Origin of the sequence: Limnobaculum eriocheiris (assembly GCF_021010575.1) — a bacterium.
Classification (GTDB): domain Bacteria; phylum Pseudomonadota; class Gammaproteobacteria; order Enterobacterales; family Enterobacteriaceae; genus Limnobaculum; species Limnobaculum eriocheiris.
Map to the genome: position 1 here is coordinate 69,324 of NZ_JAJNAG010000005.1, position 17,027 is coordinate 86,350.

At 47.5% G+C, this 17,027-nt stretch carries 16 protein-coding genes; all 16 read left to right on the top strand.

The features are described from left to right. Positions 1 to 35: 35 nt before the first annotated feature. The 16 genes from LPW36_RS04300 to LPW36_RS04375 all read left to right on the top strand — a co-directional run bounded on the left by LPW36_RS04300 (position 36) and on the right by LPW36_RS04375 (position 16,953). A complete protein-coding gene (locus tag LPW36_RS04300; RefSeq protein WP_230608235.1) occupies positions 36 to 2,786 on the top strand; it encodes a phospholipase D-like domain-containing anti-phage protein in 2,751 nt (916 codons plus the stop codon). Continuing rightward, on the top strand, positions 2,783 to 3,652 hold the full coding sequence (locus tag LPW36_RS04305) for a restriction endonuclease (RefSeq protein ID WP_230608236.1): 870 nt from the start codon (positions 2,783 to 2,785) through the stop codon (positions 3,650 to 3,652). The genes LPW36_RS04300 and LPW36_RS04305 overlap by 4 nt, the downstream gene beginning before the upstream one ends. A gap of 94 nt (positions 3,653 to 3,746) precedes the next feature. Continuing rightward, positions 3,747 to 5,897, top strand: a complete 2,151-nt coding sequence (gene mobH, locus LPW36_RS04310; protein WP_230608237.1) for a MobH family relaxase — start codon at positions 3,747 to 3,749, stop codon at positions 5,895 to 5,897. Between the two features lie 48 nt (positions 5,898 to 5,945). Further along, positions 5,946 to 7,766: a conjugative transfer system coupling protein TraD gene (gene traD / locus LPW36_RS04315; protein WP_230608238.1), complete on the top strand. Its 1,821-nt coding sequence runs from the start codon at positions 5,946 to 5,948 to the stop codon at positions 7,764 to 7,766. A gap of 9 nt (positions 7,767 to 7,775) precedes the next feature. Further along, positions 7,776 to 8,336 (top strand): conjugative transfer protein, encoded by a 561-nt coding sequence (locus tag LPW36_RS04320; RefSeq protein ID WP_230608239.1) that lies wholly within the window; start codon positions 7,776 to 7,778, stop codon positions 8,334 to 8,336. Further along, positions 8,323 to 8,958, top strand: coding sequence for an IncC plasmid conjugative DNA transfer DtrJ family protein (locus tag LPW36_RS04325; protein ID WP_032481061.1), 636 nt, complete (start codon positions 8,323 to 8,325; stop codon positions 8,956 to 8,958). The genes LPW36_RS04320 and LPW36_RS04325 overlap by 14 nt, the downstream gene beginning before the upstream one ends. 113 nt (positions 8,959 to 9,071) lie before the next feature. Next, positions 9,072 to 9,668 carry a hypothetical protein gene (locus LPW36_RS04330; protein ID WP_222757124.1) on the top strand — a complete coding sequence of 199 codons (597 nt, stop codon included), beginning with the start codon at positions 9,072 to 9,074 and terminating at the stop codon, positions 9,666 to 9,668. Continuing rightward, entirely contained in the window at positions 9,661 to 10,767 is a 1,107-nt protein-coding gene (locus LPW36_RS04335) for a helix-turn-helix domain-containing protein (protein WP_230608240.1), read from the top strand. Before LPW36_RS04330 ends, LPW36_RS04335 begins: the two co-directional genes overlap by 8 nt. A gap of 136 nt (positions 10,768 to 10,903) precedes the next feature. Beyond that, complete coding sequence (gene traL, locus LPW36_RS04340; RefSeq protein WP_000433891.1) at positions 10,904 to 11,185, top strand: type IV conjugative transfer system protein TraL; 282 nt, start codon at positions 10,904 to 10,906, stop codon at positions 11,183 to 11,185. Next, the gene (locus LPW36_RS04345) at positions 11,182 to 11,808 is read left to right on the top strand and encodes a TraE/TraK family type IV conjugative transfer system protein (RefSeq protein ID WP_000667170.1); all 627 of its coding nucleotides are present in this window, start codon (positions 11,182 to 11,184) and stop codon (positions 11,806 to 11,808) included. The genes traL and LPW36_RS04345 overlap by 4 nt, the downstream gene beginning before the upstream one ends. After that, positions 11,789 to 12,688 (top strand): hypothetical protein, encoded by a 900-nt coding sequence (locus LPW36_RS04350; RefSeq protein ID WP_420844716.1) that lies wholly within the window; start codon positions 11,789 to 11,791, stop codon positions 12,686 to 12,688. The genes LPW36_RS04345 and LPW36_RS04350 overlap by 20 nt, the downstream gene beginning before the upstream one ends. 2 nt (positions 12,689 to 12,690) lie before the next feature. After that, on the top strand, positions 12,691 to 13,980 hold the full coding sequence (locus LPW36_RS04355; protein WP_230608241.1) for a TraB/VirB10 family protein: 1,290 nt from the start codon (positions 12,691 to 12,693) through the stop codon (positions 13,978 to 13,980). A gap of 74 nt (positions 13,981 to 14,054) precedes the next feature. Further along, a complete protein-coding gene (gene traV / locus LPW36_RS04360; RefSeq protein ID WP_001944091.1) occupies positions 14,055 to 14,627 on the top strand; it encodes a type IV conjugative transfer system lipoprotein TraV in 573 nt (190 codons plus the stop codon). Next, positions 14,624 to 15,010 carry a TraA family conjugative transfer protein gene (gene traA, locus LPW36_RS04365; protein ID WP_067206311.1) on the top strand — a complete coding sequence of 129 codons (387 nt, stop codon included), beginning with the start codon at positions 14,624 to 14,626 and terminating at the stop codon, positions 15,008 to 15,010. The genes traV and traA overlap by 4 nt, the downstream gene beginning before the upstream one ends. Positions 15,011 to 15,188: 178 nt before the next feature. Then, a complete protein-coding gene (locus tag LPW36_RS04370) occupies positions 15,189 to 16,022 on the top strand; it encodes a type IV toxin-antitoxin system AbiEi family antitoxin (protein WP_476738492.1) in 834 nt (277 codons plus the stop codon). Continuing rightward, entirely contained in the window at positions 16,015 to 16,953 is a 939-nt protein-coding gene (locus tag LPW36_RS04375; RefSeq protein WP_230608243.1) for a nucleotidyl transferase AbiEii/AbiGii toxin family protein, read from the top strand. The genes LPW36_RS04370 and LPW36_RS04375 overlap by 8 nt, the downstream gene beginning before the upstream one ends. Positions 16,954 to 17,027: the final 74 nt, after the last annotated feature.

Consider the following 17,027-nt stretch of genomic DNA (forward strand, 5'->3'; position numbering starts at 1 on the left):
CTGGGTATAAAGAAAGGCATGGAGATTCCGCAGCAATGAGCATTCGTCGATTTTCATCGCGCACCCATAGGCTCGACAGTAGCTTTTTACTAGAGTACCTGAAAGGTGCTCGCAGCTATAAGCGTATTGCGGGTTACTTTACTAGCTCGCTGTTTGAAGTGGCCAACGAGCTGATTGAGTCCATCCCCGATGTGAAAATCGTCTGTAATGTGGATATCCATCCCGACGACCTGAAGGTGGCTCAGCTGCGTGAGTCGAAGATGATCGGCCGCTGGAATGAGCGGGATATTGAAGCCGAAAGCTTACTTAACCGTGACCGCTATCGCCGTCTGGACAGCTTCCTCGCCAAGCATGGTCAGGTCATCCGCGTTGCCCCAGACAGCATTTGCGGTTTTCTGCATGGCAAAGCGGGGGTTATTGAGCTAGCCGACGGCAAAAAAATTGGCTTCATTGGCTCCATGAACGAGACCAGCAGCGGCTGGCAACGTCACTATGAAATTCTTTGGGAAGACGAATCACCGGAAGGTGTGCAGTGGATTGAGCAGGAGTTTGAGTATTTGTGGAATGCTGCTCGTCCATTACCTGAAGCAGTGATCCGAGAGGTGAAGCGCCGTGGCTATCGCAGAGAGGTGCTGTTTGAAGATATCGTCGAAGACGATGATATTGCACCCGCTGCGCTGATTGAGTCCCCATTGTATCGCCAAGGTTTCTCTTTGCAGCCCTGGCAACAAGGCTTTGTCAGCGAGTGCGTTCGCCATTATCACAACCACGGTATTGTGCGTTTACTGATTGCTGATGAGGTTGGCCTGGGTAAAACCCTATCCATGGCCACTGCGGCGCTTTCGCTGTGTTTGCTGAGCGACAGAGATAGCAAGAAGCGTAAGCCCGTCATCATTTTCGCCCCAGCGACCCTCTGCGAGCAGTGGCAAGTAGAAATGATTGATAAGCTGGGCATTCCCTGTGCCCGCTGGCAAACCCAAAAGAAAGCATGGCTGGACCCTGAAGGACGAATTATTTCTCCTTCAGGGCAAGAGCATATTGCCAAGTGTCCGCTGCGCGTTGGCATCGTATCCACCGGGCTAATGATGCGCGATTCTTTAGAAAAGCAGCATCTGCTGGGGTTGCGCTTTGGCGTGTCTATATTGGATGAAGCCCATAAGGCGCGCAGTCGGCAGGGTTTCGGCAAAGACGCCGGCACCCACAATGAATTACTAGCCTTTATGCGCGAGATTGCTGCGCGATCAGACCATGTCATTCTGGGTACGGCGACACCTATACAAACCCGCCCCGAAGATTTGTGGGACTTGATTGGTATCCTACATCAGGGCAGTGGCAATTTCGTACTAGGCAACGACTTTGCCAAATGGCACCGTCCACCGGAGGTGCTGCCTATTTTATCTGGTGAGCAGCGCGTTACCGAGCCGAGCTTCGCCTGGGAACTGCTTCGCTCACCACTGCCCGTCGTCGATTCAACTAACGAGCAGTTCGCACGCCGCTTATTCAGCTCTCTTCGTCAGGATCTTGGATTAATTAATCAGAACGACAAGTGGGACATTAAGAGCACGCTCTCTGATTTGTCCGATGACTCGCTGGAATACCTTGAAGATGAACTGGATCGAAATATATCGGGTGCCAGTTTTTTTCAGCGGGAAAATCCATTTATCCGTCATGTCGTTTTACGTAAACGTGTAACGCTCGAAGATGCCGGACTTTTACCACGCATAGGCGTCGACTTGCATCCCGACCGGGAGTTGTCGAAGGAAATCCACCAATTTAACAGCTTGTTCGAGGGTAAAGCTCTGCGTACAAGCGAGGATTTCAGACAAGCCTACGCCGAAGCGCGGCACTTCGGGAAGGCTCTTGCGCAAAGTGGCAAAGGCAGCGGGTTTATGAAAAACCTGATGGAGCAACGGATTTGCTCAAGTATTGCGGCTGGACTAAACACAGCTCGAATGCTGCTGGAAGGCCGAACTGTTCGTGAGGAAAGTGACGAGCAGCTGATAGAGGTTAAAGCCGAAAGCCCGGATGAAATTGCCGTTCTCGAACGAATGATCGCCCGGCTTGAGCGCATTGAAGAAGACCCAAAGCTCAACGCAGTAATCCATTACCTCGAAAAAGAGAAGTGGCTGAAGTTTGGCGTCATTATTTTTAGCCAGTACTACGACACGGCCAAGTGGGTTGCAGATTCGCTCGCCGAGCGTTACCCAGACCAAGCGGTAGGCCTGTATGCCGGCGCAGGTCGCAGTCGGCTGTACCAAAAGGGTGACAGCGTCAATATTGAACGGGAAACACTGAAACGCATGGTGGCCGAGCACCAGCTTGAAATCATGGTCGCCACCGATGCCGCTTGCGAAGGTTTAAACCTTCAGACACTCGGTACCTTGATCAATATCGACCTGCCATGGAACCCTACTCGTTTAGAACAACGTATCGGTCGAATCAAGCGCTTTGGTCAAGTGCGAGAAAAGGTCGACATGCTAAACCTCGTCAACGAACAAACAGTCGACGAAAAAGTTTACGAGAAGCTGTCCGAACGAATGCAAGATCGCTACAACCTGTTTGGCTCACTGCCCGATACCATTCGCGATGAATGGATTGAGGATATCGAAACCATGGGCGAAAAAATGGATGAGTATATCAACGCCCAGAAACAGGCCAATGGATTCGACCTGCGCTACACCGAGACCATGTCTTCATCCGAAAAAGATTGGCGGGATTGCTCCAACGTACTCTCGCGCCGAGATTTTACTGAACTGATGACATACGGATGGAGTGAAAGCAAATGAGCGCTGGAAAAATGGTGACTTACGATCAACTAATGCTGCCTTTGATGAAAGCGCTTGTTAACCTTGGCGGATCGGGCCGCATCGATGAGATCTATGAGGCTGTGGTCGAGCTTGAGAAGTTTGATGAGGATACTTTGGCGGTTCTGCATAACCCTGAAAAAAGCAGCCAAACTGAGGTTGGATATCGGTTAGCTTGGGCTAGAACCTATCTCAAGAAAGCTGGATACCTTGAAAATTCATCTCGTGGTGTGTGGGCACTTACAGATAAAGCCAGACAGGAACCGGAAATTGATAGCAGAGAAATTGTTAATTTTGTTAGAGCTCAGGACCGCAAGCTTGAACAGACTAGTACTACGCCATCGGCCCCAGAACTGTCGTCCGATGACTCCCCAGAAGAGGCTATGCTTTGGCGTGAAAAACTGCATCATGTGCTAATTGAGGAAATGAGCCCTGACGCCTTTGAGCGGCTTACACAACGAATGCTCAGAGAATCAGGCTTTGTTCACGTCGAAGTCACCGGCCGTACCGGTGATGGTGGCATCGATGGTAAAGGCATCGCTAGAATCAATGGATTGATGAGCTTTCATATCGCTTTTCAGTGTAAAAAGTACAAAGGTTCCGTTGGGGCTCCCGAGATCCGTGATTTTAGGGGCGCAACCGTTGGAAGAGCTGATCGTGGCATGTTTATTACCACTGGCAGTTTTACAAAAGCAGCCATTGAAGAAGCCAACCGTGATGGCGTTGCTCCGATTGACTTGGTCGATGGTGATCAGTTAGCCGATAAGCTCAAAGAACTTAGTTTAGGTGTTAAAACAGAGCTGGTTGAAAAAGTAACAGTTGAACCAGACTGGTTTTTAGGTCTTTAGCTCTATCATCGATACAGATAAGTGCAAGTTTCTTGCGACTATCTAACAACCTAATTGTTAGTGAACCTTCACACTATAGTGTCGGAGGTTCACTATGTTCAAACACCTATTTTTTCAAGCCAAAGCATTACCAGAGCTGTCATCTCAACTGGATACAGACATTCCACGCTATCCGCCATTCTTGAAGGGGTTGCCAGCTGCGTCACCCGAGGATTTGCAGTCCACACAAGACGAGCTAATTGCCAAACTGCGCCAAGTACTTGGCTTTAACCAGCGTGACTTTCAAAAGCTGATCCAGCCCTGCATTGATCATCTGGCTGCTTATGTTCATTTGTTGCCGGCTTCTGAGCATCATCATCACAGTGGTGCGGGTGGTTTATTACGTCATTCGTTGGAAGTTGCTTTTTGGGCGGCACAAGCAGCTGAAGGGATCATCTTTGTTGCCAGTGGCACACCGGTTGAGAAAAAAGAGCTAGAGCCAAGGTGGCGTGTTGCGGCGGCTCTTGGCGGTTTGTTCCATGATATTGGTAAGCCTGTTTCAGACTTGTCCATTACAGACGAAGATGGACGCTATCAGTGGAACCCTTTTTTAGAAACCTTATCTCAGTGGACCACTAATAATAGCATTGAACGCTATTTCATTCGCTGGCGCGACGGACGGTGCAAGCGGCACGAGCAATTTTCAATTCTGGTGTTAAACCGGGTGATGACACCTGAGTTGCTTGCTTGGTTAACCCAGCCGGGTCCTGAGATTTTGCAAGCCATGCTGGAGGCAATTGGCAATACCGAACCCGAGCATGTCCTTTCTAAATTGGTTATTGAAGCTGACCAAACCAGTGTCCAGCGAGACCTGAAAGCTCAACGAATTTCCGTTGACGACAACGCCCTTGGTGTCCCAGTCGAACGCTATCTACTTGATGCCATGAGGCGATTGCTTGCCAGTTCCCAGTGGTTAGTTAATCAGCGAGATGCCAGAGTCTGGTTACGAAAATCGAATCAATCAACCCATCTTTGCCTGGTTTGGAAAAGCGCGGCTAAGGACATCATTGAGCTTTTGGCCAAAGACAAGATACCTGGCATCCCAAGAGATCCCGATACCCTTGCGGACATCCTCATTGAGAGAGGATTGGCCATTAAATCCGCCTCAAATGAGCGATATGAAAGCCTTGCCCCTGAAGTGCTGATCAAAGACGACAAGCCAATCTGGTTACCCATGCTGCATATAGTTGAGGCCGATTTATTGTTCAGCTCGAATGTACCAAGTGGTGTGACACTGTTTAACAAATCTGAGTGGGAAGCAACACAGCAAACACGAGCAGAGCCACAGAGTCGCTCCAGTGAGCAGCCAGGCTTGCCTGAAGCGTCATCATCAATCGAACATAGAAAATCGGATGGGTCACCATCGACAAACTCGTCCGAACAAGATGATGAACTTCGTCATGCCAGTGATGTTAATCACCTTCAGGCAAATGAAAATGCTCCAGGTGATGAATGTGAAAAGCCTAACAACTCATATGATGGCGCTATCTCAAATAACGTAAACCAGCACGATGCAGAAGCATTGAATCTGCCTGAATCTTTGGCATGGCTCCCAGAGGCCAGTAGTGCGTTGGTTATGGTTGATGAACAGATACTGATCCGCTATCCCGATGCCGTAAGACATTGGTGTGCTCCCCGAAAACTGCTTGCTGAACTCAGTCGATTAGATTGGCTTGAACTAGATCCGGCAAACCCGACGCGTAAAGCCAGAACTGTGATTACAAATGATGGAGTTCAGGAGCAGGGGTTACTGCTGAAAGTATCGATTTCTAAAGGGCTAACTGCACTGATAGACCTTTCCAAACAAGACGCAGAAACGGCGGCAGCAATTCAGAACGAAGAGGCTTCACAGCTTCCGAGTCGAACTGAGACAACCAATGCCCAAGCAAAAGAGCTCGCCACAAGAGCGGAGCGTAAGCAAAAGCCGATTGCGGCCAATGCGAACTCAAGTACAGACCCCAAACACGCGCAGCGGCAACAGATGGTTAATTTTGTGAAAGATTTGCCCATCTTACTGACCGATGGCAATTACCCAGACGTGGATCATAGTGCCGATGGTATTCGCGTCACGATTCAAACCTTACGCCAAGTCGCCAATGAGCATGGCATTCCAGCCGGACAGCTGCTTCGGGGGATCTCGGCCAGTGACCAATGCCAGTTTGATGAGGGGGAAACGGTTCTGTTTACCGCTCACGCTGAACGTTAATCCATTTGAAATTAATCGGATTGCAAACGGTTATTTTGCGGAGCATGAATGAAAGAAAACGCATACGAGATGCCTTGGCGCACGAACTATGAAGCCATGGCCGCAGCAGGTTGGCTGGTTGGTGCAACTGGGGCAATTGCCGCAGAAATGCTGACTGAGCTACCACCTGAGCCATTTTGGTGGATGACAGGGATTTCCTCGGGCATGGCGTTGTACCGCCTGCCTGAGGCTTATCGCCTTTATAAGTTGCAGATGGGGCTAAAAGGCAAACCATTGGCATTTATGGAGCTGTCGCATTTGCAAAAGGTGATGGCAAAACATCCTGATGAATTGTGGTTAGGGTATGGCTTTGAGTGGGATCAACGTCATGCCCAACGCGCTTATGAAATCCTAAAGCGGGATAAGCAAACCTTGCTTAACCAAGGTCACGGCAAACAAATGGGTTCGACCTGGATTCATGGTGTCGAGCCCAAAGAAGAAGATGTGTACCAGCCAGTTGGTCACACAGAAGGCCATACCTTAATTGTCGGTACGACCGGTGCCGGAAAAACCCGTTGCTTTGATGCGATGATCACTCAGGCCATTTTGCGCAATGAAGCCGTGATTATTATTGACCCCAAGGGAGACAAAGAACTTAAGGATAATGCACAGCGAGCCTGTATTGCCGCCGGTAGTCCTGAGCGCTTTGTGTATTTTCATCCGGGGTTTCCAGAGCATTCGGTACGGCTTAATCCCCTTAGAAACTTTAACCGGGGTACTGAAATCGCCAGCCGAATTGCGGCATTAATACCATCTGAAACCGGTGCTGATCCATTTAAAGCTTTTGGCCAAATGGCACTGAATAACATCGTGCAAGGTTTGTTGCTTACTTCACAGCGTCCTGATCTGAAAACACTGAGACGATTCTTGGAAGGTGGCCCAGAAGGCTTGGTAGTAAAAGCCGTCACGGCTTGGGGGGAGCAGGTGTATCCGAACTTTACTGTGGAGATCAAGCGCTTTACCGAAAAGGCCAATACCTTGGCTAAACAAGCCATGGCGATGCTGCTTTTCTACTACGAACGCATTCAGCCCGTTGCCGCCAATACCGATTTAGAGGGGCTATTGAGTATGTTTGAGCATGACAGAACCCACTATTCCAAGATGGTGGCCTCACTGATGCCGGTACTCAATATGCTCACCTCAAGTGAACTAGGTCCACTGTTATCACCGATTGCAAACGATGTGGATGACAGCCGGTTAATTACGGATTCTGGCCGTATTATCAACAATGCCCAAGTGGCCTATATCGGATTGGATTCATTGACCGACGCCATGGTTGGCAGCGCCATTGGTTCGTTGCTTTTATCCGATCTCACCGCAGTGGCCGGTGACCGCTATAACTATGGTGTTGAAAATCGTCCCGTAAATATCTTCATCGATGAGGCGGCTGAAGTCGTCAACGATCCCTTCATTCAACTGCTCAACAAAGGCCGTGGCGCAAAAATGCGTTGTGTGATTGCTACTCAGACCTTTGCTGACTTTGCAGCTCGAACAGGCAGTGAAGCTAAGGCTCGCCAGGTGTTAGGTAACATCAATAACTTGATAGCTCTTCGGGTGATGGATGCCGAAACGCAGCAGTACATTACTGACAATCTGCCAAAGACTCGGTTGCAGTACATCATGCAAACTCAGGGTATGTCGTCCAACTCGGACAGCCCCGCGTTGTTTACCGGCAATCATGGCGAACGCTTGATGGAGGAAGAAGGCGATATGTTTCCACCACAGTTATTAGGCCAGCTCCCCAACCTGGAGTACATCGCCAAGCTTTCAGGTGGCCGCGTGATCAAAGGCCGCATTCCTATTTTAACCAGCTCTACACAGGCAGCATAAGGAGTCTGTATGCATCATTCTGTCTGTCTGAAAATGGCAACACTTACCAGTAAAGAAATGCTCGCTCAGTGGCAGCAACATAACCCTCAGTTCAAGGAAGCTTTAAGACTGCTTGAAACCGACTGGCCTCATGCTTTGGCTTCAGTACACTGTTTGGCGGACTATTTAACGGATGCGCTCACGTTAGATGGCCATTCCATCTTTGATTTGTGTCTGTGCAATGGCTTGGGTAGTTATGAAGAAGTCGGTTGTGATGATGACAGTGTTCGCCTTTGGCATTTCATTGAGGCACTGACCTGGACTGCCGCCAGTGCTTTAACGGGGATTCGCCTGCGTGATCCTGACCATTTCGAGTGGGCTGCCGTAGATGGTGTGTATTTCCACACCTGGATGCGTAATCGTCCAAATCGGATGGCGTATTTGGCTGAAGGACGCATCGACGTGCGTTATGTTAGTGGCCATACGACGACAAAGCGGCTTCAACAAGTGATTAAAGCCCGGATTATGACGCCAACCGTTGCAGCCATGCTGGCCCGAGTAGAAGAGGATGTTTGGCATGAGCAAGCATAAGTCGGTTTGGCTACTTTGTCTGGCGCTGATGCTGGAGATTATTGCTATTGGCGTGTTAGTGCCCGGTGATTGGACTGGCCGGGTCATTAGTAAAGAAAAGCAGATGATCCAAAATCAATTGGGCGCTCAAACAAGCTATTGGATAGGTCAAACTAGCCATCGCTGGTATCAGTCATGGGTTGTGGATACGCAGATGGAGCAATCTGTGCGAGATTTTCTAATCCCCACTGAAGAGCAACGACTGCGCTCTAAAGGGATGGAGAACATGGGAGGCTTTTGGTTTGTGTGGGTAGAAGACCGTATTCAGGCATTTTTTGATGTGCTGTACCAAGTGTTCACTCGATTTGCTTTGCTGATGGTCTGGTTGCCCTTTGCGCTTATTCTCATGTTACCGGCGCTGTGGGACGGCTTGATGACCTGGAAGATTAAGAAGACAACCTTTGATTTTTCGAGCCCTATCATTCACCGCTACAGCATGATTATCCTGGGCTCAGGCGTCATTTTGCTGTTTATGGGATTGTTCGCCCCACTGGCTATTCCACCGGTGGTGCTACCGTCGCTGATCATCGGCTTGGCATTGATGGCAGGGTTGGCGTTAAGCCACTTGCAGAAGAAGATTTAGTTTACATTTTATTCTCGGGTTAACAAGTTGCAGGCAGGTTGACAAATTTTAAAATTAGCATATTATCGTCCATGGTATCTAATCCTATTGCTTTACTACCTGAGGTAACAAATTTGAACACACCGATGACACTAAACCCTAATTTTAAAGAAAGTCAGCTGATTGAAGTTGCTCAACTTTTAGCAGATGTTCGAGCAGATGTTGTAGATTTACACAACAGAGATTTGGGTGACACCAACAAATCATTGGGCATAAGGTCCTACGAGTGTTGTTGTACACATTTAGTAAGGAAGTCACTTGAAGTTGATTGGCTTAAGATACTGACCCCGAAAGGGAGGTTTACGTTTAGTATCGCTGACGTTCCAGTTCGTTTCTGGAAAGGTCAGCCTGACAAACTCCCATCAGGGAAACTGATACGTTCCCACGAAGCTATGATGCAAATGGAGTTATTTTCTACAGAAGATAGTCCGTCAGAGATCATTTGGTTTTTTGTTCTGAGCACTGATCAAACTAAATGTGTAGATCGCGCCTTTTTCGTTGGTTATAGCGATGTTGGTGAAATTGTAGTCAACTGGGAAGTGCCAATGAATTCTAAGGTTACGTTAATAACAGATACTGATGAGAATGTTTCTCATGGTGTTGAACTTGAATCGGCTGTTTCTAAAATCAAAATTAAGAAAAAGTCGAAAAATGCAGTAAATCATGAATAACGAATTTTTTGGTGAAAAACTAAGGCTGGCGAGATTGATGGCCGGAATTACTCAACAAGAACTTGGTGAGTTAGTTGCGGTCAGTCGTCAGTTTATACATCAGCTTGAAGCAGGTGTTAAACCACCTGCTGAAGACCTGCTTTTGGCATTGGCTGAAGTATTAAAAGTGAAAAGTGATTTCTTTTTTAAGAAACCACAAAATGATGTTAAGTATGAGCAATGCCACTTTCGCAAGCGCAAAACAACACCGGTTGGACTTGCAAATCGAGTATTGGCTCTCGGCACCATTTTTGAACTATTAGTTGAGATTATTGAAGATCATCTTGAGTTGCCTGTTGCCAATTTTATTGATTTTGAAGAATCAGATCTGAGTGCGGAGGCTATCGAAAGAGCAGCGGAGCAATGTCGTATTAACTGGGGTCTGGGTTTGGATGCACCAGTTACAAACATGGTAAGAGTACTGGAGAATAATGGCGCTGTAATCACTTGCTTTGATGGTGTTTCAGATAAAGTTGATGCGTTATCAATGAATCGAAAAAGACCCATCATAGTAAGAAATAATGCGAAGGAAAGCTGCTGTAGAATGCGCTTTGATTTGGCGCATGAATGTGGCCATTTGGTTTTGCATCAAGGTGTAGAAACTGGGTGTGCTAAAACAGAGAGAGAAGCTGATGCTTTTGCAAGTGCGTTTCTTTTTCCACGTAAGGCTTTTCTGAAAGAGTTTCCTCAATGTGTGGGACCTGTTCGAATTAGGTGGGAGAAAATCTTTGCATTGAAACTTAGATGGCGTGTTAGTGCGAGAGCAATAATTTATCGAGCTAATTATCTTGGGTTAATTTCGTCGCAACAGTACAGAACCGCCAATGTTTATTTGAATAAATCTGGTCAATCGAAAACAGAAGACTTAGATGATCAAATACCAATGGAACAGCCAGAGCTTTTATCAGCTGCAATAGATCAGCTCAACGAGCATTTGGGTATTTCGATTTTTGATATTGCAAACGATTTAGGTGTTTCAAAGCAGATAGTTGCTCAGTTAACCAGTTACGATTTGACTAAGCAAATCAATAAGTCAAATGTCAGAAATATCAATTTCTAAGACAACCACCTCCCTAAAACAGATGAACTAGCGCTCGGTAGTTCAAAACCTTCAAGAATTCGATATCTACCTGACCACAGCCCTGAGTTATTTCGGGGCATTCTTCACTTCTCAATTCAAACAACGAGGAGTGACTATGGAACCTGTGAGTATTCCGTCCTATATCGATGATCCGCCGCACTTCCTGCTTTGGAGTGCCGATGAGATGGCTCCCATTCTGTTGGGGCTAGTGATCGGCATTTTTACCGGTAATGCCTTGGTTTTATGCCTGTTGGGGTTGGTGACAACCAAGCTCTATCGGCGTTTTCGTGATGGTCGCCCAGATGGTTTTATTCTTCACGCCATCTACTGGGCCGGACTGTTGCCAACCAAAGCCAAGACGATCCCTAACCCATTTATCAGGAGCTATCTGCCGTGAAGTTCGACGTGTTTTTAAAATCATGGCAAGGCACGCAATTAGAGAACCGATGGCAGCGGTTCCTGATTGCAGTGCTGGTGCTATCTAATTTGCTGCTTGCGGTAGCGGCATTCTCTCGCAATACCGTGGTAGCCATTCAACCACCAACCTTGTCTGAAACGGCTGAAGTGTCACGAAACCAAGCCACTCAACCTTACCTGGAATCCTGGGGGCTCTACCTGGCTGAGCTTATGGGCAACGTGACGCCGGGTAATGTGTCCTTTATCCGGGTTGCTATAGAACCACTGCTTTCTCCAGCGGTGTACCAGCAAGTGGTCGATGCACTGGAAATTCAGGCAAGGCAAATCCGAGAAGACCGAGTCACGCTCAAATTCCAACCCAGACAAGTGGAGTATGAGTATGAAACCGGGCATGTCTTTGTGACCGGCTATTCCTTGGTCTCTGGGCCATCTGGAGATGAACAGCGCCAAACTCGCACCTATGAGTTTGACATCGATATTGAGCAATACCGTCCAAAACTTAGCTGGATGGATACGTATGAGGGGCAAGCTAGAACGAAGCGCGTTCGTGAAAAGTTGACCCAAGAGCAAAACCGGAGGGTGAATGATGCGAACCAAAATTAGTCGATGGATGACACCAAGCTTAATCGCAATGAGCTTGAGTGGCGTCCTGTTATCTCAAGCGTCGTATGCAGACGTGGAATTGCCGATTGTGCCAGCCAGTGTGATGAAGCAGTCTGCTACTGCAAATCCACCGGTTCAAACCAATACGGTTTCAACGGATGTGCCAACAACGCTACTGATGACACCGGGGATTAATGAACTGATCCCTGTAGCACTTGGCCATCTGAACCGGATTGTGACGCCGTTTGAATCGCCTCAGGTGAGAACAACCAGTGATGCTCAGACGCAAATCAAGGGGAATGTTGTATATGTGGCCACGGACAAAGAATCACCGGTTTCACTTTACATCACTCCGCCTGGTCAGGAAGCGCCCGCGTTATCTGTCACCTTAGTACCTCGTCGTATTCCACCGCGTGAAATCACCTTAGCTATTGATGGTCAGCAGTGGCCTATCAAGGGCGTCGTGAACCGAAAAGCCGCCACTTGGGAAACGACTCAGCCATACGTCGATAGCTTACGTGATTTACTCAGACGCCTTGCACTAAATGAGTTACCACAAGGCTATGACATCCGTTTAGCTGGCCAAACTGACACAAGCCCGAAATGTTTTCAGCCTGGCTTAAAGTTTGGTTTTAAGCAGGGGCAAATTGTGACGGGACATTACTTCACCGTCTATGTAGGACTGGTTGAAAGCTTTGCCGATGAGCCGATAGAAGCCAGTGAAATAGCTTGTCATGCACCAGATATAGTGGCAAGTGCCTACTGGCCTCGCAATATCTTGTTACCGGGTGAAAAGACTGAGTTGTATGTGGTTGTTCGCAATCATCGTGAAGAAGCGGTGGAAAGTCAGCGACCTTCGCTTCTTGTGGGAGGTGAATAACGATGAAAGCACAATGGGAACAAATGAGCCCGAACATGAAGCGGGGCCTATCGGTTGCCGGTATTGCTGGTGGTCTCATTCTTATGGTGATGGTGTTTTCACCTAATCCTGACGATGGCTCAAGTAGTCGGAACCGACAGGAAACAATCCGGCACATTCTTACGGATACCAATACTCGTGATGTTGGGGTCGATAGTTTGGCTGCGAACGTAAAACTACTCAGTGAGCGCAATGAACAGTTACGTCGTGAAGTTGAGCGCTTGCGTCGTGACGTCGATTCAGGACGGCTAAGCCCAGATTCGCCTTCCATACCAAGTGAAGTCAATGCGGAGCTGGCCCGCCTTAGAGCGGAACTTGATGATGTTCGCGCTGGAGGTGATGCAGCAGTTGAAGGCACAAATAGCCGTTTTGAAGTGCCTTTATCTGCCATGGAATTGCCTAAAGAAGAAAAGCCACTGCCGTCTAACCCAGACGACTATTTTGCCAATGCGCCGCTGCCTGATCCGCTCTATCAGCAGCCAGCAAATGGCCAAGGTACACGAGCTCGGGATGTTCCATTGCCGCCAATCACGATTCGTATGATTGAGCCTGAAGTGGTTGCTGAACCAGAGGTTGTTGTGCAAGAAGCGCCGCCTTTGTATCTACCGGCGGGCAGCATCATCTCAGGTACTTTGATCACAGGTTTGGATGCTCCTACTCACGAGTCCGCAAGACGCGAGCCTTTTCCTGCATTGCTGAGGATTCAAAAGGAAGCCATTTTACCCAACCGATTTAGAGCGGATATCAAAGAGTGTTTCTTGATCGCCGCAGGTTACGGTGATTTGAGCTCTGAGCGTGCTTATTTGCGAGGCGAGACCATTTCATGTGTGAGAGAAGATGGTGGCGTCATTGAAACACGACTGGATTCTTATGCCGTGGGTGAAGACGGCAAAGCCGGTATTCGTGGCCGATTAGTGTCGAAACAAGGCCAGCTGGTGGCCAAATCGATGATGGCCGGATTCCTTCAGGGCTTGGCAGGCGCATTTGATGTGAATCCTGTTCCGACGATTCAGACGGGTAATGCCGGTGATACTCAGCTGTACCAGCAAGTCATGAGCCAAGAAGCATTACAAGGTGCTGCGATTAAAGGCACTGGTAAAGCATTGGATCGAGTGGCCAAGTTCTATTTGGACATGGCTGAAAATATGTTCCCAGTCATAGAGGTAGACGCTGCAAGGAAAATTGAAGTCATAGTCACTCGTGGGGCCTCGTTGTCGTTGGCAACTTCACAAGGGGTAGGTGCAAGAAGATGAAAAAATCCTGCATGTTGCTAACCGATCGAAGTCCGTTTCAGACAATAAGATGTGTATCCAGAGGAGAGTTAACCATGACGACATCAATGCAGAACAACCCAAAGCACCAGTCAAAACAGTGGTCTAAAGCTGGATTACTTTTATTGGCAGTCGGCTCAACCTTATTGTCTGGCTGTAGTTCATTGGGTCTTGGGAGTAGTGAATATGGATGCCCAGGTATGCCTGACGGTGTGCGCTGTTTATCCGCTCGTGAAGTCTATGAGCTTACCAGTAATGGCGCTGCACCCAAGACGATTGATGCTGTGGCGACTCGAATTGGTTCTCCCTCTGGGTATTCACAATCTGATTTAGAGACAGGACTGCTGAGCCATCCGGCATTACCCGAGACGCAGCAATCTGCACCTATTCGCATTCCTTCAAGGGTAATGCGGATTTGGATTGCGCCTTGGGAGGATGACCGTGGGGATCTGAATTTATCCAGCTACGTGTTTACCGAAATTGAACCGCGCCGGTGGGATATTGGGGTGTCAGCACCTCGAACGGTTTCGCCAGTGCTACGTCCACTTCAGACTCAAAGCGATTCTGCCTCAGCGGGAGCTGATGGTAAGCGCGATAACTTGAGTATCTACGGAGAAACTAACGAATGACAAATGTAGTTCGCACCATTCAAACTCAGCGCCTAATGACCATTGGTGCGCTTGGTTTAATGGCGTTAATGATTTCGGAGCCCTCATTTGCGGGCACCGGTGGTGATGCTTTCACCGATGTTTGGGATACCCTAAAAGATTGGACCCAAGGTACTTTGGGACGGATCGTAGCGGGAGCCATGGTTCTGGTGGGTATTGTGGGCGGTATCGCTCGCCAAAGCTTGATGGCTTTTGCCTTGGGCATTGGTGGCGGTATGGGTCTCTACAACACACCAACAGTCGTTGAAAGTGTTATGTCTGCAACCTTACCTGTTGTTGCCAGCACTCAAGAAGTTATTGGCACATCTGTTCCAGCAATCAGCGCCGTTTTACTGGGCACCTGAATGTGAACCACAGTAGGCAGTTCACTTAAGGCAATCAAACTTAGGTCTACACAACATCGGGTTATTGGTGATGTTGTGTAGACTTTTTCATTTCAGCGACGCCACATTTGCGAACTTGGTTTATAGTATTTGGTATGTTAATACCTAAAGTGTTAAAATCCCTATCGTAATAAACTAAATGGTTTATACTGTTCGTGATATTCACACTTGGGGTGTTAAAATGTCATCTAAGATAAACTGGCTTGTTGCTCATACTTCTCCTGGTGCGCTAGTACTTCAGCAATGGCTGACTGAAAACGGTGTGAGCTACTCCCTGGCTCAAAAGTACGCGCAGAACGGTTGGCTGAAGAAGCTTAGTTCTGGCGTGTACTATCGTCCAGATGCGCAGGGCGATATAAAGCCAACTTGGGTTGATGCCATTCAAGCATTGGATGTGCAATTGGGCGTTTCAGTTCATTTGGCTGGATTGAGCAGCTTAACTCACCAAGGACTGAGTCACTATTTACAGCTGAACAAAGAGCAAGTTTGGATTTGCGTTAAAAACAAGTCGTCCTTACCGAAATGGTTTCGTGAATTTCCTTATCAGAATTGGTTTTACTGTGGAAACCATAAGCTTGAAGTGAATCCCGAGAAAGATTTGAAAAGGATCACGGTTAAAGAGAAAGAACTCACTGTCAGCTGTGCAGAACTTGCTGCCTATGAAGCGGTAGACGCGATTGGGAAGCTGATTTCATTTGAGCATGTCGCAGAATTATTTCAGGGTTTAGTCAATCTTAGCCCTAGAAAAGTACAAGATATTCTTGAACGAAGCAGCTCTGTTCAGGCAAACCGAATATTTCTATTTCTGGGTCGATACTACGATCACCAGTGGGTCAATCGCGTAGATGAAACAAGAATTAAATTGGGTGCAGGAAAGCGGCAGGTTGTCGAAAAAGGACGTTTTGATGAGCGATATCAAATCACAGTGCCAGAGATATTAAGCATCAAAAAAGGTGAACAACATAATGGATAAAGATAGCCCATACTACAAACAGGTTTCCTTGCTCATAAGAATGCTTCCTGTGGTAGCAACAGAGACGGTTTTTGCACTTAAAGGTGGCACCGCCATTAATTTATTTGTGAGAGATTTTCCTCGGTTATCTGTAGATATTGATCTTGCTTATCTTCCACTTGAACCAAGAGATGAGGCTTTGATTAATGTCAGGGCTGCATTGCAGCGCATTACAGACAGAATCAATACTCAACCAGATATCAGAGCGGCATTTCAGGATAATAAAGCTGATGAACTGAGAATAGTTGTATCAAGTCCGGTTGCGACGATCAAAATTGAAGTGTCGCCCGTCGCCAGAGGTACATTGCATAGTGCAGAAATAATGCCAGTTCAAGAGTCTGTTGAAGACGAGTTTGGTTATGCTGAGATTCAGGTAGTCAGTCTTCCCGATCTGTATGGTGGGAAATTGTGTGCTGCAATGGATCGCCAACATCCTCGCGACTTATTTGATGTGCGTATGTTACTTGGCAGTGAAGGGATTTCGAGAGAGATTTTGGTGGGTTTTTTAACCTATACATTAAGTCACCCTCGGCCTATTAATGAAGTCATGTCGCCAAACTGGCAGCCTCTGAATGAGAAATTTCAGGCAGAATTTGACGGAATGACTTTTGAAAAAGTTGAATGCGAAGACTTAGCCTCTGTTAGGCCCATGATGTTAATTGAACTGCAAAAACATTTCACAGAAAGGGATCATGCTTTCCTTATGTCATTCAAAAGAGGGCAACCTGACTGGGCATTGTTTGATTATCCTAGTGCAGCAGACTTGCCAGCGATTCGTTGGAAATTGCAGAACATTAACAAATTGGCAAAGAATCAAGCAAAACACCAAGAGCAATTAGATAAATTGAAGCAAGTGCTTGATGATTGGCTTGCTAACGCAAACGCTGAGTAATTCGTTTATAACAAACCTCAACGAGCTATAAGCCCCCTAGTTAGATTGCGATTTCTTCAATCTATCTAACCGAG

What these genes read in the sequence shown, in the direction of transcription:
- LPW36_RS04300 (WP_230608235.1), top strand. Translation starts at nt 36, where the DNA reads ATGAGCATTCGTCGATTTTCATCGCGCACCCATAGGCTCGACAGTAGC.
- LPW36_RS04305 (WP_230608236.1), top strand. Translation starts at nt 2,783, where the DNA reads ATGAGCGCTGGAAAAATGGTGACTTACGATCAACTAATGCTGCCTTTG.
- mobH (WP_230608237.1), top strand. Translation starts at nt 3,747, where the DNA reads ATGTTCAAACACCTATTTTTTCAAGCCAAAGCATTACCAGAGCTGTCA.
- traD (WP_230608238.1), top strand. Translation starts at nt 5,946, where the DNA reads ATGAAAGAAAACGCATACGAGATGCCTTGGCGCACGAACTATGAAGCC.
- LPW36_RS04320 (WP_230608239.1), top strand. Translation starts at nt 7,776, where the DNA reads ATGCATCATTCTGTCTGTCTGAAAATGGCAACACTTACCAGTAAAGAA.
- LPW36_RS04325 (WP_032481061.1), top strand. Translation starts at nt 8,323, where the DNA reads ATGAGCAAGCATAAGTCGGTTTGGCTACTTTGTCTGGCGCTGATGCTG.
- LPW36_RS04335 (WP_230608240.1), top strand. Translation starts at nt 9,661, where the DNA reads ATGAATAACGAATTTTTTGGTGAAAAACTAAGGCTGGCGAGATTGATG.
- traL (WP_000433891.1), top strand. Translation starts at nt 10,904, where the DNA reads ATGGAACCTGTGAGTATTCCGTCCTATATCGATGATCCGCCGCACTTC.
- LPW36_RS04350 (WP_420844716.1), top strand. Translation starts at nt 11,789, where the DNA reads ATGATGCGAACCAAAATTAGTCGATGGATGACACCAAGCTTAATCGCA.
- LPW36_RS04355 (WP_230608241.1), top strand. Translation starts at nt 12,691, where the DNA reads ATGAAAGCACAATGGGAACAAATGAGCCCGAACATGAAGCGGGGCCTA.
- traV (WP_001944091.1), top strand. Translation starts at nt 14,055, where the DNA reads ATGACGACATCAATGCAGAACAACCCAAAGCACCAGTCAAAACAGTGG.
- traA (WP_067206311.1), top strand. Translation starts at nt 14,624, where the DNA reads ATGACAAATGTAGTTCGCACCATTCAAACTCAGCGCCTAATGACCATT.
- LPW36_RS04370 (WP_476738492.1), top strand. Translation starts at nt 15,189, where the DNA reads ATGGTTTATACTGTTCGTGATATTCACACTTGGGGTGTTAAAATGTCA.
- LPW36_RS04375 (WP_230608243.1), top strand. Translation starts at nt 16,015, where the DNA reads ATGGATAAAGATAGCCCATACTACAAACAGGTTTCCTTGCTCATAAGA.